Annotated in this window: 16 protein-coding genes; all 16 read right to left on the bottom strand. The window is 59.8% G+C overall.

Annotation, left to right across the window (positions count from 1 at the left end):
* Nucleotides 1-181: 181 nt before the first annotated feature.
* Entirely contained in the window at nt 182-3,124 is a 2,943-nt protein-coding gene (locus tag AEAC466_RS25525) for a bifunctional [glutamine synthetase] adenylyltransferase/[glutamine synthetase]-adenylyl-L-tyrosine phosphorylase (protein ID WP_023456554.1), read from the bottom strand.
* Nucleotides 3,125-3,255: 131 nt separating this feature from the next.
* Nucleotides 3,256-4,776 carry a sensor histidine kinase gene (locus AEAC466_RS25520; protein ID WP_081714502.1) on the bottom strand — a complete coding sequence of 507 codons (1,521 nt, stop codon included), beginning with the start codon at nt 4,774-4,776 and terminating at the stop codon, nt 3,256-3,258.
* 93 nt (nt 4,777-4,869) lie between these two features.
* Entirely contained in the window at nt 4,870-5,541 is a 672-nt protein-coding gene (locus tag AEAC466_RS25515) for a response regulator transcription factor (RefSeq protein WP_023456552.1), read from the bottom strand.
* Between the two features lie 178 nt (nt 5,542-5,719).
* Complete coding sequence (locus AEAC466_RS25510; protein WP_031238116.1) at nt 5,720-7,285, bottom strand: Do family serine endopeptidase; 1,566 nt, start codon at nt 7,283-7,285, stop codon at nt 5,720-5,722.
* Nucleotides 7,286-7,414: 129 nt separating this feature from the next.
* The gene (locus AEAC466_RS25505; protein WP_023456550.1) at nt 7,415-7,891 is read right to left on the bottom strand and encodes a cytochrome c-type biogenesis protein; all 477 of its coding nucleotides are present in this window, start codon (nt 7,889-7,891) and stop codon (nt 7,415-7,417) included.
* Nucleotides 7,888-9,879 carry a heme lyase CcmF/NrfE family subunit gene (locus AEAC466_RS25500; protein WP_023456549.1) on the bottom strand — a complete coding sequence of 664 codons (1,992 nt, stop codon included), beginning with the start codon at nt 9,877-9,879 and terminating at the stop codon, nt 7,888-7,890. The genes AEAC466_RS25505 and AEAC466_RS25500 overlap by 4 nt, the downstream gene beginning before the upstream one ends.
* Nucleotides 9,876-10,370, bottom strand: coding sequence for a cytochrome c maturation protein CcmE (gene ccmE / locus AEAC466_RS25495; RefSeq protein WP_023456548.1), 495 nt, complete (start codon nt 10,368-10,370; stop codon nt 9,876-9,878). The genes AEAC466_RS25500 and ccmE overlap by 4 nt, the downstream gene beginning before the upstream one ends.
* The gene (ccmI, locus tag AEAC466_RS25490; RefSeq protein ID WP_023456547.1) at nt 10,370-11,452 is read right to left on the bottom strand and encodes a c-type cytochrome biogenesis protein CcmI; all 1,083 of its coding nucleotides are present in this window, start codon (nt 11,450-11,452) and stop codon (nt 10,370-10,372) included. The genes ccmE and ccmI overlap by 1 nt, the downstream gene beginning before the upstream one ends.
* Before the next feature lie 91 nt (nt 11,453-11,543).
* Nucleotides 11,544-12,908, bottom strand: a complete 1,365-nt coding sequence (locus AEAC466_RS25485; RefSeq protein WP_023456546.1) for a hypothetical protein — start codon at nt 12,906-12,908, stop codon at nt 11,544-11,546.
* A gap of 99 nt (nt 12,909-13,007) precedes the next feature.
* The gene (locus AEAC466_RS25480; protein ID WP_023456545.1) at nt 13,008-14,480 is read right to left on the bottom strand and encodes a sensor histidine kinase; all 1,473 of its coding nucleotides are present in this window, start codon (nt 14,478-14,480) and stop codon (nt 13,008-13,010) included.
* Nucleotides 14,477-15,157, bottom strand: coding sequence for a response regulator transcription factor (locus AEAC466_RS25475; RefSeq protein WP_023456544.1), 681 nt, complete (start codon nt 15,155-15,157; stop codon nt 14,477-14,479). The genes AEAC466_RS25480 and AEAC466_RS25475 overlap by 4 nt, the downstream gene beginning before the upstream one ends.
* Nucleotide 15,158: 1 nt before the next feature.
* Nucleotides 15,159-15,590: a hypothetical protein gene (locus AEAC466_RS25470; protein ID WP_023456543.1), complete on the bottom strand. Its 432-nt coding sequence runs from the start codon at nt 15,588-15,590 to the stop codon at nt 15,159-15,161.
* A gap of 111 nt (nt 15,591-15,701) precedes the next feature.
* The gene (locus tag AEAC466_RS25465) at nt 15,702-16,676 is read right to left on the bottom strand and encodes a DnaJ C-terminal domain-containing protein (protein ID WP_023456542.1); all 975 of its coding nucleotides are present in this window, start codon (nt 16,674-16,676) and stop codon (nt 15,702-15,704) included.
* Between the two features lie 103 nt (nt 16,677-16,779).
* Nucleotides 16,780-18,204: a glycoside hydrolase family 30 protein gene (locus AEAC466_RS25460; RefSeq protein WP_023456541.1), complete on the bottom strand. Its 1,425-nt coding sequence runs from the start codon at nt 18,202-18,204 to the stop codon at nt 16,780-16,782.
* 12 nt (nt 18,205-18,216) lie between these two features.
* On the bottom strand, nt 18,217-19,818 hold the full coding sequence (locus AEAC466_RS25455) for a tryptophan halogenase family protein (protein WP_023456540.1): 1,602 nt from the start codon (nt 19,816-19,818) through the stop codon (nt 18,217-18,219).
* Nucleotides 19,815-21,755 (bottom strand): glycoside hydrolase family 3 protein, encoded by a 1,941-nt coding sequence (locus tag AEAC466_RS25450; protein ID WP_023456539.1) that lies wholly within the window; start codon nt 21,753-21,755, stop codon nt 19,815-19,817. Before AEAC466_RS25450 ends, AEAC466_RS25455 begins: the two co-directional genes overlap by 4 nt.
* Nucleotides 21,756-21,912 lie beyond the last annotated feature (157 nt).

Below are 21,912 nucleotides of genomic sequence, written 5' to 3'. Positions count from 1 at the left end.
GTGCCCGCCGTTCAACGTCGAAATCCACTACCCTGGCCGCATTTACCTGCCGCATAGGTCTTGTTCCTTTAGCACACTGGATGGATTTAAGGTCGGCTTCATATGAAATTGCAAACACAGATCAGTGACAAGTTCAGATGACCCGCCGCTCACCTATGACAGTTTCACGTAGAACCATCCGTTATCCGTCGCTGGGCCTGACGATTGTCTCGAAAGCCGCACGCGCCCGTTTGCGAATATCGCGCAATTTTTTCTCCAGCGTATCAAGCCTGCGCGTGTGAACGGCGCGCGCCAGCTTGCGCTGAAAGGCTTCCGGCTCGTGGTTTGGCTCGTCCTGGGCCGTCAAGGATACACGCATGACCTGTGCCAGGGACTGCTGAACCCGCCACGCAACGCTCAAGGCCTCGATCTCCGCCGCAGGCGCCAAACCGGCGCGCGACATCGCCGACAATGCGGCCAATGTGCCGACACGCAGCGGCCCACCCGCTTCAGCGTGGATCAATTGCAGATATTGCGCGACGAATTCAGCATCCACCTGACCGCCAACCGACAGTTTGAAATCCCAAAACGACTTGGCGGGCCGCTCCTTTTCCATAAGGGCCCGCATGGCCAGAACGTCGAGCGCGGTTTGTGCCGTCGAGCGCTGGCGGCGCAGAATGGTTTCGACCTTCAACTTGACCAGGTCAGCAAAATCGCTGGATGACGACCAGACGACCCGGCCGCGCGTCAGGGCTTGGAATTCCCAGGTATCCGCGTCCTTAGTATAATAGTTCTCGAAGGCGGCCAACGACACCGCCACAGGTCCCTTTGCGCCGGTCGGCCGCAGCTTCATGTCGATTTCGTAAAGTGAGCCTTCGTGCGTCGGCGCCGACAAAGCCGAAATCAATCTCTGGGTAAAACGTCCAAACCAGGTCTCCGCCGCCCATCCCTTGACCGTTGAGACCGCGGAGGGATCCTCCGGCAGGTAGATGGCCATGAGATCCAGGTCGGAGGTCGCGGTCATTTCCTGAGATCCAAGCTTACCCAATGCCAGGATCGCCACATGGCCGTCGAGACGCCCCGCCTGACGGACAATGTCCTGGTGCGCCAAAGGCGCCAGATGACGGACACAGGCGTCGGCCAGGCGTGCATAGGCAGCCCCTGCGGCTTCGGTCGACAAACGGCCATTGAGGATCTGCATGCCGATGCGGAACTGTTGCTCACGGCCTATGCGGCGCAGGGCGTTCATCACCGCTTCGAGATCGTCCGGTACACGTTCGACCTCTCTGCGTACCAGTTCATCCAGTTCCTCGCCCAGCGGATCGAAGAAACCCGCATCCAGCATGGCGTCGAAGGAGGTGGGATGGCGGGCCAGCATCTGAGCCAGCCGAGGGGAAAACCCCATGATCTCGACGATCGAATGGAACAGTTTCGGGTTCGCCAGAAACAGGGACTGGATCTGCACCCCGGCATTCAAGGTGGCGAAGAAGGAGGCAAAGCGGTTGAACGCGATGGACGGCGTACCCGTTTCATTCAAGGCTTCGAGCAGACGTGGCACCAGTCGGGTAAAGAGTTCGCGGCCGCGTTCCGAGCGCGTGGCCGGAATACGGCCATGGTGCCAGGACCGGATGGTGGCGGCTACCTGCTCCGGGTTTTCAAATCCCATGCGCTGCAAGGTCTTGATCGTTTCCGGGTCATCCTCCACCCCCGTAAAGACCAGGGAACCGAATGAGGACGACAAAGGTTCGGATTCCGAAAACAGTTCGCCGTAGTGGCTGTTGACCAGACGCAGGGTCCGCGACACGGCCAAGTCGAAGCGCGACAGGTTGGAGAAGCCGGACAGCACCGCCACACGCATGCGATCGTCCTCGTTTTCCGGCAATTCATGAGTCTGCTCGTCCTGGATCATCTGGACGCGGTGTTCCCAATCGCGCAGGCGGACATAGGCCTGTTTCAATTCCTTGGCGACGGCCGGGGCCAGATGGCCGGCGCGGCGAAGCGCATCGAGGGCATCAAGCGTCCGTTTCGACCGCAACGACGGGTCGCGCCCGCCGAGGATCAGTTGCTGGGTCTGGGCGAAAAATTCGATCTCGCGAATACCGCCGGCGCCGAGCTTGAGGTTGGCGCCGGCGGCGTCAAGCCGGTCATCGACCTTGTAAACGTGAATCTGGCGTTTTATCGAATGGACATCGGCTATGGCCGGATAATCCAGGCTGCGCCGCCAGATGAAGGGTGACAGGTCCTGCATGAACTGCCGGGCCTCGACTGGATCGCCGGCGACGTGACGGGCTTTGATAAAGGCGGCGCGTTCCCAGTTCTGACCAACGCTTTCATAATAGTTGAGCGCGAAGGGCACACTGACCACGGTCGGAGTCGAGGACGGATCGGGCCGCAGGCGTAGATCGACCCGAAAGACATAGCCGTCACCTGTGCGTTCGCTGAGAAGGGTGGAGACGCCGCGCGCCACACGGTCGGCAAAGGTCTGCGGATCGACAATATCGTTGATCGGCAACCGGTCCAGATCGCAGAAGAAGGTGATGTCGATATCGGATGAATAGTTCAGTTCACCGGCGCCGTGCTTGCCCATGGCCAGGACGAAAAGGCCCGGCAGGATTCCGCGCTCGCCCGGCGCGTAGACGGTCAGACGGCCCTTATCGCGCTCTTCGCGCACCATGAGCGCCAGCGCCGCGCTGGTCACGGCGTCGGCGAAGCGCGTCAGGGCGGCGGTGACATGGTCAAGCGACCAGACCCCGCCGAGGTCGGCCAGGGCGGTCAGCAGGTGCGTGTCGGCCTTGAGATGGCGCAGGACCTTCTTCGCCGCCGGAATGTCCAGCACCTCCACAGTCGCGGCCTGGGCCTCAAGGGCTTCGGTAGCCAGGAGAATAGCCTTCAGGCGGGCTTCGGGCGCGCTGATCAGAGTTTCGCGCAGGCGTTGCGGATCTCGGCGCATAAGGCCTGCCAGATAGGGCGAGGCCGCCACGACGGGCCGCAAAGCGGCTTCGGCCTGTTGCAGGACGTCGCGCCAGCCTTCGGCATTGGCGACCTCATAAAGGGTCTCGAAGACATAATCCGCCGCGCCGGCGTTCAGAACCGGTCCGCACGGATGCAGCCGATCGACCAGTGAGGAGAATAAAACGTCAGCCATGTGGGTAGAAGTACAGTCCCTGCCTCTTTTGTCCTACATCTTTAACCCTGAATCGCCGACAATACAAAGCCGGTAATGGGTTTATGCAGGCCCGTAGGGGGAATGCGGCTGGGGAAAAGCGGTCTTGAGCCCTATCCGGCTACCGGCGGCAGGACAAGCGCGGTACGCAGCCCCGGTCCCTGACCGTCGAAGACGCCCGGCCCCTCTGAAATCACCAGCCGTCCCTTGTGCGCCACGGCAACGGCTTCGACCATAGCCAATCCCAGCCCGACGCCCGGAAGGGTGCGCGAATTTTCCAGGCGCACGAACCGTTCGGAAATGCGGGCGCGGTCTTTTTCCGGCACGCCAGGTCCCGTGTCGGTGATCGAAAATTCGATTTCGCGCTGCGAGGTATGGCGCATACGGAAGGTTACGCCGCCGGGGACAGGCGTATATTTGATGGCATTGTCGAGCAGGTTGGACAGCGCCTGGGCCAGAAAATCGCGATTGCCCAGGGCACGGATATTCTTGTCGATCTCGAAATCGAACTCCAGCCCCTTGTCCGATGCCACGGCCTCGAACAGCTCGGCCATATCCTCGGCCAGTTCGGTCGCGGAAAAAACGACCTGATCAGGCGCCTGTCCCTGCGCCTGCAGGCGCGACATGGAAAACACCGTCTGGAAGGTACGCAAAAGCTGACCTGTTTCTTCGAGCGCCTTGACCAGCGCGTCGTGCGCCTTGGACGGGTCCTTGTCGACGTCCAGCAAAGACACTTCCAGCTTGGTCCGCAGGCGCGACAGCGGTGAGCGCAGATCGTGCGCGATGGCGTCACCGGCATATTTCAGATTGCCCATCGTCTTTTCCATGCGGTCAAGCGTCTGGTTGATGCGCATGGACAGGGCATCGAATTCGTCGCCTGAATCGCGCACCACGATGCGGGCGCGCAGGTCGCCTTCCTGTACCCGTTCCAGCACGCTGGTCACCCGCGCCACCGAACGCGTGACCTCCTGGTTTATGAGGGTGCCGGCGAACAGGCCGAGGATCACGACCAGAAGCCCGCCACCCGCCACGGCCTTGATTTCCTGCTGGAAGCCGTGGTCGGCCCATGACATGTCCATGGCGACATAGATGAAGAAATTGTCGTCCAGGCGCAGGATTCGGCCCTGAAACCGGCAACAACCGCTCGGGTCATTCGGGGACGGCGAAAAGAAATTGAGAGAGGTGATCGGATTGCCCGAATTGACCTCCTTCAGGCCCGCCTTGATCACCGTGTCGGGCAGGTTGCGCCCCTCCATGCGGGCGCGGGTGTTCTGCGCCAGCACCTGGCCGGAGCCATCGAACACCCCTTTGGCGAAGACCCACTCTACCGCGTCGTCCCCCAAAATCTTGGCGACGACGGCGGCATGACCTTCGCGCGCGTCGAGATCCTGAAGGCTCTTGATACGCGCGTCGATCGAGCTGTTGCCCCAGGCCCGCGATTCCGTCGAGGTCGCCAGATAGATGTAGCCGAACACCAGGGCGGCAACGAACACATAGACGCACAGGAAGACCAGTGTCAGGCGAAACGGCGTCTGGCGAAAGAAATTGGGACGCAGGATGGCAAGCGCATCGACCCGGCGCCAGATGGCGTCGATCATGTCCTTGCGGGGGTCTCGCGCGGGTTCGTCACTCATAAAGTTCACTCATTTCAAAGCGCGACTGCGCGCCCGAGCCGTTGCGAGGAAAGCCTGCGTGGCGATTGAACGCGCATACGGCCTGACCGAAGGTCAGGCCTTCAACTGATACCCCTCGCCACGCACGGTGTGCAGCATGGGGCGGTCGAAATCCTTGTCCAGCTTGGAGCGCAGGCGCGAAATATGCACGTCGATCACATTGGTCTGAGGATCGAAATGATAGGCCCAGACCTTTTCCAGCAACATGGTGCGGGTAACGCTTTGGCCAACGTGGCGCATGAGGAATTCGAGCAACTGGAACTCACGCGGTTGCAGGTCGATGATCTTGCTTTGACGCTTCACGACGCGCGAGATCAGATTCATTTCCAGATCGCCGACCCGCAGGATGGTTTCGACCTGATCCTTTTCCTTGCGGCGGCTGAGCGCTTCGACACGGGCCACCAATTCTGACAGGGCATAGGGTTTGACCAGATAGTCGTCGGCGCCCGCGCGCAAACCCGACACGCGGTCTTCCAATTCACCCAGCGCCGACAGGAAAAGCACCGGCACATCCGCGCCTTCCGACCGCAGTTGCGTCAGCATGCTGACCCCATCCATGACGGGCATCATGCGATCCAGGATGATGACGTCCGGCATCTCATCCTTAACCGCCCTAAGGCCTTGCTCGCCATCGCCGGCCAGTCGGGCCTCGATACCCGCGTCCTTCAGACCGCGCTGCATGTTGAGGGCGGCTTCGGCATCATCTTCGACGATCAGGACGTTCATTCTCGACTCTCGCTGGGTTCCAATGGATAGGTCATATCACGCGCGACTATCCTTTTCCTCTTAAAAATTGGCAATCAAAAGAGGAGCCGGCAACAGCAGGTCGCAACCGAACCCGGACGATATCAAAAACAAAAAAGCCCGCCATCTCTGGCGGGCCTTATGTCGTATGTCCAGAATTTTACTTCTTGGCTCCGGCGGTATCCTTAAGCGACAATGGAAGGGCCACGTTGCGACCATCACGGTTGACCATAAGCAGAATGCTGGGTCGTCCCGCCTTCTTGAAGCCATCAATGATCGCGGAAAATTCGCCTTGCGTTGTCACCGGCTTGTTATCGGCGCGCACGATCACATCACCCGGCTTGAGGCCCTTTTGAGCCGCATCCGAATCGCCGTCGAGATCGGTGATCACAACACCCTTGACATCAGCGCCTATACCGAAGTCGCGGCGGACGTCGGGCGTAATCGCCTTGACCGACAAACCGATCACCGGCGTACCGCTCGATGAACTGCCGGACGAGCTGTCGTCAGAACCGCCCAAGCCGTTGAGGCCCTTCTTGTTGAGTTCGTCTTCCGAAGGACGTAGTGCCGCGGTCACAGTGACTTCGACGATCTTGCCGTTGCGCAACACGCCCAGCTTGACCTTTTCACCGACCTTGACATCGGCAATACGGCGGGTGAGCTCAGTCGGGCTTTTTACGGACGCGCCGTTCACCGACTTGACGATATCCCCGATATCGAGTCCGGCCTTATCGGCGGGTCCACCTTGCGTCGTTTCGGTGACATAAGCGCCGGTCAGATCGGTAATCCCGAGCGCTTCGGCATTTTCCTTGGTTACGGGCTGGATCAGGATGCCGATATAGCCGCGCGCAATCGCCTGACCCTTCATGAGTTGGGTGGTGATCTTGTACGCCACATCGGACGGGATCGCGAACCCGACCCCGGCATTGGCGCCGGACGGCGTGACGATGGCGGTATTGACGCCGATCACCTTGCCGTAGAGGTCGAAGGTCGGTCCACCGGAATTACCTCTGTTGATGGCCGCATCGATCTGCAAGTAGTCGGTGTAATCCGGGCCGCCCGCAGAATCGCGCAAGTCGCGGCCATAGGCCGAAACAATACCCGCCGTGGCTGTGTTGGAGAAGTTAAACGGGTTGCCGACGGCGATAACCCAGTCACCGACGCGCGGCTGCTTTTCAAGCTCCCAACGCACGAACGGGAAATCGTTGCCTTCGACCTTCAGGACCGCGAGGTCGGTGCCGATGTCACGGCCAACGACCTTGGCCGGCAGTTCCTTGTCATTGGTCAGCTTGACGATGATTTCATCGGCGCCTTCAATGACGTGATTGTTTGTGACGACGAAACCGTCTGCCGACACGAAGAAGCCGGAGCCCGCGCCGCGCACTTCCTGCTCGCGCTGCTTACCATCATCCTGACCGGGGAAGCTGAATCCCGGCAAGGACGGAATGCCTGTATCGATCTTCATCTTGCCACGGGTTTCGATCGAAACCACAGCCGGCGATACGCGCTGGATCAGATCGGCGAACGACATCGGCGCGCCAACCGGAGGCTTGACCGGAGTCAAGTCGGCCGTCTTGATCAGAGAGGCGCCATCATACCCGTTTCGGTGATCACCGAAACCGGTGATGGCTGCGCCGGCGACACCCGCGCCCAGGACCAGGCCTGCAACTGCGCCACCAATGGCGGAACGGTTCTTGAGCAAGGCCTTGAAATTCCAATTCCCCATAATTTTACCTTTAAATTCAGAAAGCGTGTTCATCAGATATTTGAGCGTATCATCCGCCGAATACAACAAGAAACGCCAAATATTGTCTTCGTCCCATTGTAAACAAACCCGTGAGGCAAAATCGTGACATCAATCGCGTTTTTTCAGCAACGCTTTGAGTTTCTTCTCTTCTTCGTCAGTTAAGTCATAATCTTTTGATTTCGAACGATTTTTATTCGAAAATACGAGAAAAATGGCACCAATCAGCACAATTAGTGGCGGAATTAGCCATAAAGCGACATTACCAAGAGACAATCTTGGCCGAAAAAGAACATAATCGCCATAGTGATCGAACAGTTCCTGGCGAATCTGCGCATCCGTTTTACCGGCGGCAATGTCGGCGCGGATTTCGCGGCGCATGTCTCCCGCGATATCGGCATCAGAATCTGCAATACTTTCGCTCTGGCACTGAACACAGCGGACTTCGGTGAACAGGCGATGGGCCCGGGCCTCACGCGCGGGATCGGGTTCGGCGACAGGGGCCGCAAATGCCGCTCCCATCGACAACCCGGCGATCAAAAGGCAAGTGGCGCCGAAGCGCCCATATCGGTTCGCGGCCCGCGTCATCCCTTAACCGCCTTGTCCGCCTTTTGCGCGATCCCGAGGCGCAGGCGGCGATCACCCAGGCTCAAAATACCGCCCAACGCCATCAGCAACGGGCCGAAGAAGATCAGCCGCACCCACGGATTATAAAAGAACCGGACCTGCCACGACGCCTTGCCATCCGGCTGAAGTTGCGGCTCGGCCATGACGACATACAGATCATCCAGGGGCGTGAAGCACAGAGCCACCTTGCTCTGGACCTGGTTAGATGCCGGATAGAAGCGGCGCTGCGGGCGCGCTTCGCACACTTTGCGGCCGTTCGACGTGATATCGAAAACACCGCCCTGGGCGTCATAGTTGGCGCCCGGTTGTGTATACAAGCCTGCAAACGTCATATCATAACGACCAAGGTGCAGCGTATCGCCTGGTGAAACCGATTGCATGATGCTTAGCTTTTGATGCGTCTCCGTCACCGCGCCCAGCACAAAGACCCCCAAGCCAACATGCGCCAAGACCATGCCCCATGTCGCCAGCGGCAACCCGACCAAACGCCGCCAGTTCGGCATCGCCTTCCAGGTAAATTCGATCCGTTCAGCCAGCAATTTGAAAGAGCCGAAGATCAGCCAGAAACCGACCAGCAGGCCCACGAAGAACTCCGCGCTGCTTAGGACAGTTGGCCCCTTGTGGAACAGGAGACCGATTGCCGCCGCCAGAACCGATACACCGAACGCAACGGCCAGCCGCTGCAATACGCCCTTAAGGTCGCCGCGCTTCCATGACATGAGGCCGGAAATCGGTACGATCAGCAGGGCTGCGATCATGATCGGCCCGAAGACCAGCAGGTAATAGGGTGCACCGACCGACATGGTCTTGTCGAACAGGGCCTGCATCAGGATAGGATAGAGCGTGCCCAGGAACACCGAACACAAGGCCGCCGATATCAGGAGGTTGTTGAGCACGAGGGTGGCTTCGCGCGACACCGGGGCGAACAGACCGCCAGGGGCCAGGGTCGGCGCGCGCAGGGCGAACAGCGTGAAACCGCTGCCGGCCGTGACAAGTAATATGGCCGCCAGCAATATGCCGCGCTGCGGATCGACGGCAAAGGCATGAACCGAGGTGAGAAGCCCCGAACGGACCAGAAATGCCCCCATCATCGAGAAGGTAAAGGCGAGCAGACCAAGAAACACTGTCCACGCCTTCAGGCTGTCGCGCTTTTCCATCACGATGGCCGAATGCAGCAAGGCGGTCGCCGCCAGCCACGGCATGAATGAGGCGTTTTCGACAGGGTCCCAGGCCCACCAGCCGCCCCAGCCCAGTTCATAATAGGCCCAGAAGGCGCCCAGCGTAATCCCGACGGTCAGGCAACTCCAAGCCAGCAGAACCCATGGCCTTATCCAGCGCGCCCACGCCCGGTCTAACCGCCCCTCGATCAGGGCCGCGACGGCAAACGAAAAGACGACCGACATGCCGACATAGCCGAGATAGAGCATCGGCGGATGGAAAGCCAGCGCCGGGTCCTGCAAGGCCGGGTTCAGCGACTGCCCTTGCAGTGGCGCGTCTTCCAGCCGTCCGAGGGGGTTGGAACTGAACAAGGTAAAACCAACAAAGGCGGCGCCCAGCAACCCCTGCACGCCCAGCGCTTTCAGCTTCAGGCTTTCCGGCAAATGGCGGCCCTTCACGGTAATGGCAGCGCCATAGACCAGCAGTATGGTACACCACAGCAGCATCGAGCCTTCATGAGACCCCCATGCGCCGGAAATCTTGTACAGCAGAGGCTTGTCTGTGTGGGAATGCTCATAGACATTGACCACCGAAAAGTCGGAACGGACAAAGGCGATAATCAGGATGGCGAAGCTAAGCGCAATGGCCAGGGCGGCAGCCAGAGACGCGCCTTCGGCATAGCGGGCAATGCCCCCGCGTCCGCGGCCAACAAGTACAAAACCGGCCTGCGCCAACGAAAAGCAGAAGGCGAGAACCAGACAATAATTGCCGATTTCATCGATATGGGTCATGCGAAAGGTTTCTGCGCCGGCTTTGGTTTGTCCATGCCCGAGTCCGGACGCCATTCGCCCTGTTTTTCCAGTTCTTTCTGGACGTTCTTCGGAATGTATTTTTCGTCGTGCTTGGCCAGGACCTGAGTGGCGCGCAGGGTCGTGACGCCGGTCACCTCGCCTTCGCACACCACACCCTGCCCTTCGCGGAACAGGTCAGGCAGATTGCCGCGATACACCACCGAAACCTCTTTCAGCTTATCCTGGACAACGAAGGTCGTCGCCCCATCTGGCGTCTTAACGACGCTACCGGGCTTGACCAGGCCGCCCAAACGCACGGTTTTGCCAACCGGCACCCGCGCCTCGACCCATTGGGCCGGGGTGTAAAAATAGACGACGGTGCCCTTCAGCGCATACAGGCTGAGCGCAACGGCGGCGATAAGGACTGGCGCGGCGATAAGGAAGATGACGAGACGGCGACGCGCCTTGACGGATTTTGGCAACCAACCCATTATTTCGCCTCCCCTTCCGACCCGACGCGCGTCTGCGCCCGGGTCAGAATATCGGCAATTACGTCGGGGCGTCTGGCGTAGTGACTCTGCATGGCCGCCTGAGCCGCCGCACGTTTTTGCCGATCGCCCAGCACATCGTATGACCGCAGCAACCGCGCCCAGCCATCGGGATTTTCTGGATTGGCTTGAAGCTGGCCTTCCAGGCCGGCCACCATACCTAAAATCCGCGTATTCATCGCCTGAGCCGCCGCTTCGGCCGGGGCGATGCTGTTCAATGCGTCCTGAACCTGCCGACGGCTGACATCGTTCGGTGCCATGGCTGACAGAGCGGCCGTGAGATGGGTTCGTGCGGTTTCGTAATCGCCGTCGCTTATAGCCTGCTGGCCGAGATAATAGTGAGCACGCGGGTCCTTAGCATTCAGTTTAAGCGCGTTCTGGAACGCGGCCTTGGCATCGGGACCGCTGACACCGCCGCCGACAAAGGTCAGGGCCTCGCCCAGTTCCGACCAGGCGGTAAAGGTTTGCGGCGCCAGTTCCCGCGCCTTCTGATAGTCCTGAGCTCCCTGGTAATTATTACCGGCCAGCATGTCGATGCGGCCAAGGAACAGCCAATAATCGACCTCCTTGGCATGGTCATGCTGTCCCTGACGCAGGACGGCCGCCATGGCCTTGGGCGGCAAACTGTCGGGCTGGCTCTGCGCCAGACGCGTCCAGGCGGCGAGGCGTTGCTTGTAGGGCTGATCCGCCAGCTTAGGATGACCGACAAACAGATAAAGCCAGGCGCTGGCCACAGCCACAAGGCCGAGAGCGATATAGCCATGCAGTGGCTTCATATTGCCTGAGGTCTCAGGCCGGTCACTGGCTTTCAGCAGGGCACGACCAGCTTCGGCGCGTTCCTCGCGCGCCTGGTCGGCGTCGATGTTTCCTGCCGCCAGGCGCCTGTCAACATCGGCCATGAAGCTGGCATAAAGTGACTTTTCCTGCGCCCATTGCGGCGGTGCACGGCGAACGCGCTGCCATATCGCCGCCAGCGCGATCAGCACGGCGCAGATTAGCACGCAGGTCAGGGCGAGTAGGATCATTGCGTTTCACATAGACCATTTCGGGCCAAAGTGAAGGGGCGTTTTGGCGGCCGCGACGTTATGACTTAGCCCAACACGACCGCAACGGCTGTCACGCAGGGGATTGGGATGGATTGAAGAGGTTGGATGACGCCATGCGTCGGCGCGCTACGGCGCCCTTGTCTTCACCACACAGGGCCTGCATCAAATCGGAGACCAGTTCGAAAAGGCCGAAGAGTTGTTCGGTATCGAACGGGTCCTCGCCATTGGCCAGTGCCAACAATTCGGTGAAGTAAGCATCAAGACGCACCTCGATGGCCTGCGCCACCTTGGAATGCAGGGCAGCGAACCCCCCGGCATTGGCTATGTTACGGATCTTGCGCATGAAGATGAGCGTCTGACGCGCCTTCGCCACCGTCTCCTGCGGCAAGGTCTTGGTGAAATCCGGAACCTCTCTCTTGATGCGACCATAGATGCGTTCTGAGCGGAATGGCAGCACGTCTTCGACCGAGCGTTCGGCCGTCTTCAACTGGCTTTCGACCAGTTCGGAAATGATCTTGTGCGCTTCGGCGACACGTTGGCCCCACGGGCCACCCCGCGCCAGTTCTATGTAGTGGCCGAAGGACTGAAGCTGAGCCAGGCAAAGCGCGACACGATCGCCCGCCTCATCCAGATTACAGGCCGTATTGCGGGCGCCCATGAAAGCTTTAAGCGACACCAGGCTGTCTTCGATTTGGTCGAGAATCCGTGTGCCAAAATCCGCCAGCTCCGACATGGCCAGAAAGCGGTCGTTCGGCCTATCGGATACGGTTGCCACAAATTTGATAATCTGAGCGCCGTCTTCCAGATTGGCGAAGATGATTTCGAGGAGCCTGTAACCCCCTTCTTCGTCGATCTCCGTTGCATCCTTAAACAGGACACGCAGGGCCGCCGCCTTGTCGGCATCGATGCGGCCCATGAAATCATAGAGACGCGACAGGACCTGACGCGACAGGCGATGCAAATCGAGATATTTGGCAAATTCAGCCAGCTCTTCGCGGTCGTCATTCGTGGCGTTTCGGCGAAGCGCCAGTTCAGGCATTTCGCGGATGATACCGGCGGCGGCATTTACGAGGCGAAAAAAAACGATGGGCGTCGGGTCTTCGGTACGAAGGCCGCGCAGGACGTAGCGGGCCTCAGCATGCAGTTCGGGTTCCCGCGACTCCAGCGCCGACCAAAGATTGTCCAGTATCCACCGATCGAACTGCACGCCCTCCAAACCGTCCGCCCGATCCTGAAACATCGGCAGATAGGGAGCGAAAACAGCATCCTTGACGTGCCTGCATTCCATCTCGCTGGAGATCAGTTCACGCACCTCGACCATCTTCTGGTCATTGGTCAGTCCAAGCGCTGTTTCCAGCGACCGCAACGCCGTCTGCGGCAAGGTCTTTACCAGACCTCTGAGCATCGTCAGACGGTTATCGGCGATCAGGGACATGAGTGTCTGGAAGACCTTAAGCTACAACGACTTGAGAGGGTTGATCATAAGGATGATCTGGTTAATTTTGTCTGACGGGTATGCGAACACCCTCTCCGGTCAGACGGCGGCGCCGTCGAGGTTTGCGGGAAGCTTTGCCGACACCTTCAGACCGCCAATTTGCGACTTGCCGAACGTCAGTGTACCGCCATAGGCGCGGACCAGTTCATCGACAATCGACAACCCTAAGCCGGATCCCGGCACACTTTCATCCAGTCGCGCGCCCCGCTTCAGAACCTCGTCGAAACGCGCCTCGTCCAGGCCAGGCCCGTCATCTTCGATAGCCAGACTCATTGACTGGTCGGCCGGGTTGAAGTCCGCAGTGATACGCACTTTTTTGCGGCACCAGATCGAGGCATTTTCGAGCAGGTTGCCCGCGATTTCCTGCAGGTCCTGCCTTTCGCCCCGGAAAGCCAGATCGTCCGGCGCGCGCCAGTCGATAATGACGCCCTTATCCTGAAACACCTGCTCCAACATGACCGCCAGCTCATCCAGTACAGGTTCCACCGGCGTGCGCTCGCCCAGGGCCTGCGATCGCGCTGCCGCCCGCGCGCGGCGCAGGTGATGATCGACCTGGGCGCGCATGGTTTCGGCCTGCTTGCGCATGATTTCGGGCAACTCCCCCTCTTGGTTGCCGGCTGAGGCCATCAACACGGCCAGGGGCGTTTTCAGAGCATGGGCCAAATTGCCGACATGCATGCGCTGACGCTCCACCACTTCCTGAGAATAATCCAGGAAGGCGTTGAGTTGCGTTGCCACGGGCGTTATTTCAGCCGGATAGGACTTGAGCAGTCGCTGCTGGGTGCCGCCCTGAATGTGGGCAATTTCGTCGGTCAGATCGAACAGTGGACGCAGGCCCACGCGAACCTGAATGAATATGGCGACCAACGACCCCAGGGCAAGTACAATCAAAGCTGCGGCGGTGATCAGGGCAAACCGCCGAACATCCTTGTCCATCGGGGCGCGATCTTCGGCAGCCAGGAAGACGAAGGCGCGGCCGTCGATCTTGGAATAGACCGCCGCGACACGCAACGGTTCGTCTTCCGGCCCGATGCTGTCATAGAAGACCCCTTCGCCGATGCGTGCCTTGGCATCGGCAAGCGTCGTCGCGGGAATGGGAATATGTTCGTTCCACAGCGAACGCGACCGAGCGGCATCGTTGATGGCGCCCTTGGCATCGATTTCGCTCACCTGCCAGTACAGGCCGGAATAGACACGAGTGGTGCGCGTATCGAAAAAGGGTGGCGTCACCACCTTGCCGCTATGGTCAATATCGGTGTCGGCGTAGAGGTTGTCGGCGATCTGCTTCACATTCAATTGGAAGCGTTGCAACGCCGCCTGATGGAAATAGGCGGTCAGAGCAATGCCGGTTATAACCAGCGAAAAGATAAACCAGACACTGGCTAGGCGAATGAGTCGGCCGACAAGGGAATTCTTGCGCGTGAGGCGACGGAACAGGCGCAGCAGAAACCCGCCACCGGCTTTGGGAGCGACAGTCTTAGGGGAATCGGTCGCGCCCGTCCCGTCCGTCACAGATCGCTGACCTCATCGTGCAACGGTTTGAGGCGATAGCCCAGACCGCGCACGGTCTCGATACGCTCATTGCCTATCTTCTTGCGCAGGCGTCCCATGAAGACTTCAATGGTGTTGGAATCACGGTCAAAATCCTGATCGTACAGATGTTCGACCAGCTCCGTGCGCGAAATGACCCGGTTCTGATGCATCATCAGGTAATGCAGGAGACGGTATTCCAGCGAGGTCAGCCGCAAAGGTTCGCCATTGACCGATGCCCGCGCCGCGCGAGGGTCGAGACGCACGCCGCCGCATACCAGCATCGGCTGGGCATGGCCGGCGGCGCGACGAACCAAGGCGCGCAGGCGGGCCAGGAGTTCCTCGGTATGGAACGGTTTAGTGAGGTAATCGTCGGCCCCGGCATCGAAGCCCGACACCTTGTCGCTCCAGGCGCCACGCGCCGTCAGGATCAGGACAGGCGTCGTCTTGCCTTCCCGGCGCCAGCGCTCCAGAACCGATACGCCGTCGATCTTGGGCAGGCCAAGATCGAGAATGATGCAGTCGTATGGTTCCGTATCGCCGAGAAAATGTGCTTCCTCGCCATCGGGCGCGTGATCAACCACGTAACCGGCGTCGGAAAGCGACGCCTTCAATTGACGCGACAGATCGGGATCATCTTCGGCAAGCAGGATTCGCACGTTATTCTTCCCTTACTATGCAGCGACAGTTGACGTCGACATAGACGTCCTTGCGTCCCTGGGGAGTGGATACCCGAACGCGAAACACCGATCCGCCAGCCGGCCAGGCATTGATATAGTCGCCCCGGCGTGAGGCTACGGCAATGGCGTCACTCATGCGATCGTCGCGGCGGTTTTCACCTCGGTCGCCACCACCGTTACGACGGCCGTCAGAACTACTGTCGTCGCCGTTGCGCCGGCCATCCTGGTCCTGGCGATCGCCTTTGCGCGGGACGTAGCCCGCCTTTATCACCACTGCAGGCTCGCTCAGAGCCAGATAGGACAGGTGCGACGCGGGAGTTTGGCTGGCCAACAGATCATGGGCCGATGCGCTCCCCGACGCCAGGGGCGCGGCGGCAACAGCCAGACAAAGAAGGGGAACAATCTGTTTCATAAGTCGTTTATAGGCGTGAAGACCTGAACCTTACCTGAACGAACCGGTCAAAGACATAAATAATCGCTTCACGCGAATATTTCTTCGCAAACGCGGTAGTCTCTACCGCGCCTACTTGCGACGTGCCGTCACAGTCGGTGTATAACCGCCCTTATCGCGCCAACGTTCCATCAAGGCGGTGAAATCCGCCTTCAGATCGGCCGGTATCCCGTCGACGCCCTTGTCCGGCATGGCCAGAACAACGTGCGCAAACAGATCGCCCCGCGTACCGCCCTTGGCTTCATAGGCGCCACGGCCTTTCAAGCGAAGGATGGCCCCCGAATTGGACCCTTTGGCCAGATTGACGCTGACCGGCCCATCAGGCGTTGATGCCTGGACCTTGCCCCCTAAGATCGCATCCGGCAGGGAGACGAACAGGTCCATATGCAGGTCATTGCCGTCCAACCGGAAAATAGGATGTGGCTTCAGGTGAAGCTCGACCATGGCGTCGCCGTGAGGACCGCGCCCGGACGCCGACGGCGATCCCTGGCCCTTCAGGCGCAGGGTCTGACCGTCGCGAGAGCCCTTGGGGATATTGACGTCAAGGGTGCGGCCGTCGGACAGCAGGACGCGGCGCGTATTGCCGATAATCGTATCAAGCAGGTCGATATCGAGCTTGATCTTGACATCACTGCCCTTGGTCGGCGCCTGTTCACGCGCGCCGCCGAAGCCGCCGCCGAACGGCGAGCCCCCGCGCGCGCCACCACCGAACATGCCCATAATGTCGTCGATGTCCATGCCTTCGAAGTGCGTACTGCGCCCGCCGCCGCCAAAGGGCGAACCACCCGCGCGTCCAGCACCACCGCCGCCCCGGAAGATCTCGCGACCATCAGCATCGATTTCGCCGCGGTCGAACTTCTTGCGCTTGTCGGCATCCTTGAGAAAGTCGTAGGCGGCCGTTATGCGCTTGAAGCGCTCTTCGGCGACCTTATTGTCCTTGTTGGTGTCGGGATGCAGTTCCTTGGCCAGCTTACGGAACGCTTTCTGGATTTCAGCATCGCTGGCGTCACGTTTGACGCCCAATTCGGAATACGGATCGCCTGCCACTGTTAATAATACCTCCGCGCAAGAGGTGTGTCCTAGACCCAATTGTTTCAAGAGGCAAGTACGGCTCACCCCCTACGATATCCAAGCCGATGTCCAAATCGGTTTAAGGTTTCCAGACGAAGGTTGCGACGGACGACGCCGGCAGCGTATAGCCAAATGTCTTTCGGTCTGTCCGGACCGAAAACGCCTTGGTTTGCGCATTGCCGTTCAGCACGATCAGCGCCACCGAACCGTCGGGATTGCGGAAGGCGACGCTCGATAACCCATCGGCTTCGGTCGATGCGACGCGTACCGCCCCTGGCCGTACGAACTTCGAGGCGTGGCCGAACGCATAGTATTCGATATTCCGGATCACCGCACCGGTCTGGGAATTAATGGTGACAATACCGCGGCAGTCGCTGCACCCGCCCTTGTGCGGGCCATAATTTTCATCGAGCGCCAGATTCCACATCAGCACGCCCTTGGCCCAGTGCCGCGTCGACCCGATGATCAGGTTCTTGACCGTCCAGGCGAAGTTCGGCGCGAAGTCCGCCGCCCACTGGCCACCCGAACATTCGGTAAAATAGGCATCCTTGTCCGGATAGGCGTCATGAACCGGCCCCTGCGCCGCCACGTCACCGGCGTAGCAATGCCAGGCAACGCCGGCAACATAGGGGTTGGCCTTGGCATCGGCCAGAACAGTCAGGGGCGACGATGGCAGGTCCCAGTTATGGTCGTAATCGAGAATTTTCGTCCGCCCACCGTCAGCGGCCAGTTTCGGTCCCAGGAAACCGCCGATGAAGGCGGCCCGCGAGGCCGGGTCCACACGCATACCGGGATAGGAATCCGGTTCGAACCCAGGTTCGTTCTGAAGCGTCAGCAGGGCGATATTGATGCCTTCGCCGCGCATGGCGGTCAGATATTTCGACAGATAGTCAGCAAAGTAGGGATAGGCCTCCGGCTTCAGCGCGCCCTGGACCAGGCTGTCGGTCGTCTTCATCCAGCCGGGTGCAGACCAGGGCGACGCCATGATCGTCATCCGAGGATTGAGCTTCAGCGCCTGTTTTACACTCGGTATAACGTCAGTCTTGGCATACGCGATCGAGAAGTTTGCCAAGGTCGGATCGGTTTCACCCTTTGGCATGTCGTCATAGGAATAGTGGTCACGCGAAAAATCCGACGCGCCGACAGTCAGGCGCATAAAGCTGAACCCTAGGCCCTTCGATCCGAACAAATCGGCCATCAAGGCGTCGCGGTCGGCGGGTTTCATCTTCTGTTGCAACAGATAGGCGGACGCGTCCGTCATCGATGCGCCGAACCCCACCATGGTCTGGAACGACTTCGATTTGTCTACTACGATAAGCGTATCCGTGCCCACTTGGCCGCCCTTTGGGGCGAAGGTCAGATCCGGCTGGCGCGCCAGCAGCTTCGACTGATCGGCGTCGGTTTCCCATACCTTGACGGGCCCAGCCTTCACCGGCGCGGCATGCAATGCCAACGGCAGGGCTATGATCGCTACCGCCATCATGAGATTGGAATACAGACGCATGGTTTCCTCCGATCAGGCCTTGCAGGTGGCCTCTATGTAGTCGGCGTGAGCCGGCATGACCGCCACACATTTGGCGATCACTGTCTTTATGTCGTTGAGATATTTGACGGCCTCTTCGTCCGGCCTGAGATCGACGAAAGGGTCATAGCTGTCCGGGACCAGGCCCTGCCCGATGAGCACCTGTATCCAGCTTTCATCGGCGAACAACTCGTCGGCGTCCTTGAAATAGCGCCCCGCCCGGCGCCACAGGTCGAGCCGCGCCCGCAGCGTCTCCGGCACATCCATGTCCCGGCAAAACCGCCACATGGCCGTGTCGTCCCGCGTCGTCACCTTGTAGTGCGCAATCAGGAAGTCGCGGATGCGCGTATATTCGAAATCGGATTGAGTATTATAGGCATCGATCTGGGTCTGGGCGAACGACATGTCCGGAAACAGGGCGACGATGCGCAACAGCGCGCTTTGCACCATCTGGATCGAGGTCGATTCCAGCGGCTCCATGAACCCCGACGCCAGCCCAACCGCGACGACATTCTTTTGCCAAACCTTGCGGCGCTTGCCTGTCTTGAAACGAATGACGCGCGGCTCCGCCAAGGCGTCGCCGTCAAGATTGGCCATCAGGATCGCCGTCGCTTCGTCCTCGCTCATGAAACGTGAGGAAAAGACGTGGCCGTTGCCAATGCGGTGCTGCAAGGGGATGCGCCACTGCCAGCCCGCCGGACGGGCGATTGATCGCGTATAAGGCGTCAATCCGGACGCCAATTCAGCATTCGGCAGGCGGGCAGGCGCGTCAGAACCCGTGCGCGAAATAGCCTGCGCGGGCCTGAACCCGCATGGCACCGCGATGGCGCGGTCGCACGGCAGCCAATGGCTCCAATCCTCGAAGCCGGATCCGAGGGTCTCTTCAATCAGCAGCGCGCGCATGCCCGAGCAATCGATGAACAGGTCGCCCGGCACCACAGCGCCGCTTTCCAGCCTGACGCTTTCGATAAACCCATCGGTGGAACGCTGATTGACCCTAACGATCCGCCCTTCGGTTCGCTTTACGCCCAGCTTTTCGGCATAGGTGCGCAGGTATCGCGCATACAGTCCGGCATCGAAATGGTAGGCATAGGCAATGTCGTTGAAGGGCGACGCCTTCATGTCGTCGCGCGCCCGCATGAAGCGGTTTTCATAGGCCGCGGCGGTATTGATCGAATAGTCGGCGAAAACATCGGATACCTGGCCTGTGCCGCGCATCTTCAGCCAGTACTGGTGCATACGCAACCAGCCCAAATCCTGGCCGATCTTACCGAAGCCATGGATATAGCTGTTGCCGACATGACCCCAGTCGGTAAATTCGATCCCGAGTTTGAACGTCGCCTGGGTCGCGCGGATAAAGTCGTTTTCGTCGAGTTCGAGCAGGTGGTTGAACCGCTTGATCGCTGGAATAGTCGCCTCGCCGACGCCGATGGTGCCGATGTCCTCGGACTCCACCAGTTCAATCTCGAGCCCCCGTTCATACGCCTGGCCATTTTTCTGACCGGCTTTTTGGCGCGTCAGCTTCGACAGCAGGGCAGCGGCCATCCAGCCGGCCGTCCCGCCGCCGACGATTACGACTTTTCTCAAAGGGGTCATTGGCATCCATCGGGATTAGACACGGGCAAGGGCCCGACCTCGCCCGATTTAGCATAGCTGAGGCCGTAACCCAATGCGAACAGAGGCTCCGAATTTTTGGCCAAGTTTTGGGTGGGGCAAGCAGCCGATGGCCAGTCGAACGACAAGGTGCCTTTGAAATCCTTCGCGCCAAACAGGACATCGGTCACGCCCTTGCCTTCAGATCCGGGCAACCAGGCCGCCACAAAGGCGTCGGACAGGTTGATCAGGTCATTGGCATAGGCTGTGCGGCCAGACTCAAACACCGTAATGACCGGCTTGCCCTTGCCCGACACAGCCTGGAGCACCTTCACGTCTTCGGGATGGCGAGCGGTGTGCGACAGATTGGTGATATCGCCGGCCGTTTCGGCATAGGGCGTTTCACCGATTACGGCGATGACTGCATCATATTTGGAGACATCCACCCCCGAGGCGTCGGCACTGTAGGTCACGTTGGCCGCACCGGCTTCGGCCTTGATCCCGGTCAGGATGCTGTCGGCATTGGGGAAATCACTGTTGGCGTTGTCTGTCCCCTGCCAGGTGATGGTCCAGCCGCCCGTCTGATTACCGAGATTGTCGGCGCTTTTGCCGACAACCAGTATCTTCGCGCCCTTTTTGAGGGGCAAAGCGCCGTTGTTTTTAAGCAGAACCAGCGATTCCGCCACGGCCCGGCGGGCCAGGTCACGCGCCTGGATGGCCGATGCCTTGCCGGCATATGGATTGCTGGAGGGACGCTTGCCGAAGATACCGGCACGCACTTTAACGCGCAGGATGCGCGTCACTGCGTCATCGATGCGCGACATCGGGATGGCGCCGCTTTCGACATCGGCCACGGTCGCGTCGATAAACTTATCCCATTCCAGCGGCACCATCATCATGTCAATACCCGCATTGATCGCCTGGGGGCAATGATAGTTCAGGCAGCCCGGAATCTGACCAACCGCGTTCCAGTCCGAAATAACGAAGCCGTCGAAGCCCATCTTGTCTTTAAGTACCTCGGTCAGGAGATATTCGTTGCCGTGCATCTTGCCATAGGCCTTGCCGCCGGGGCCGTCCGTCCACGAGCTGTAGGACGCCATCACCGTCTGAACACCGGCGCCGAGCGCGCCGTAATACCCCTGGGCGTGGTAATTCATCAGCTTGGATTCGGGCGACATGTTCACGCCCTGATCCTTGCCGTTCAGCGTCCCGCCGTCACCGATATAGTGCTTAGCGGTGCCGACGACGTTTTCCGCCTTCGAGAAATGGCCCTGCATCCCTTCGACATAGGTGGTGGCATAGGCTCTGACCAGCATGGGATCGGAGGAAAAGCCTTCATAGGTCCGCCCCCAGCGCTGATCTTCGACGACTGCGAGTGTCGGCGCGAAAACCCAGTTGATCCCCGTGGCGCGAACCGCCCGACCCGTGGCGGCGCCAATTTCGCGGATCAGTTCTGGATCGTGCGCGGCGCCCAAACCGATATTATGCGGGAAAAGGGTGGCGCCGATAACATTACCATGGCCGTGAACCGCGTCAGTGCCCCATAGAAGCGGCACCTTGACCTTCATATCGGTCCGCATGGACGCATCGTAAAAGCCGTCGGACATGGCAACCCAGTCTTTTAGGGTGGCGTGCTTCATCATGTACGGCCAGGAGCCGCCGCCATTGAGCACCGAGCCGAGATAATTCTTGCGCACGTCGTCAGGAGTCACCGCCTTGATTTCCGCCTGGGTCATCTGGCCGATCTTCTGACGCAGGGTCATGCCTGCGACCATCGCCTTGATCTTCGCTTCCATGGCGGCGTCTTCAGGGATGGCCGATTGGATGTGCGGCCATTGTTTCAGCTCTTCGGCCCGCGCCATCGGCGCCAGGCAAAGACCGAGAATTTGACATGCGGAGATCGATCCGAGCAGCGCCCGGCGGAAGGAAGACTTTGACATTGGCAATCCTAAACGCGGAGGCAGGCGTTGATCGTCACCCGTCAGGATGGACAGACTGCCTGCGCTCACGAATACATATTGAGGCCCATCCGGGAGGTTAAGGGAGACAAACCTCCCGGATGGCCAGGTACGGCCCCCGCATAGATACGGGGAACCG

It is taken from the genome of Asticcacaulis sp. AC466, assembly GCF_000495815.1.
Taxonomy (GTDB): Bacteria; Pseudomonadota; Alphaproteobacteria; order Caulobacterales; family Caulobacteraceae; genus Asticcacaulis.
This window is presented reverse-complemented; position numbering and strand designations above follow the sequence as displayed.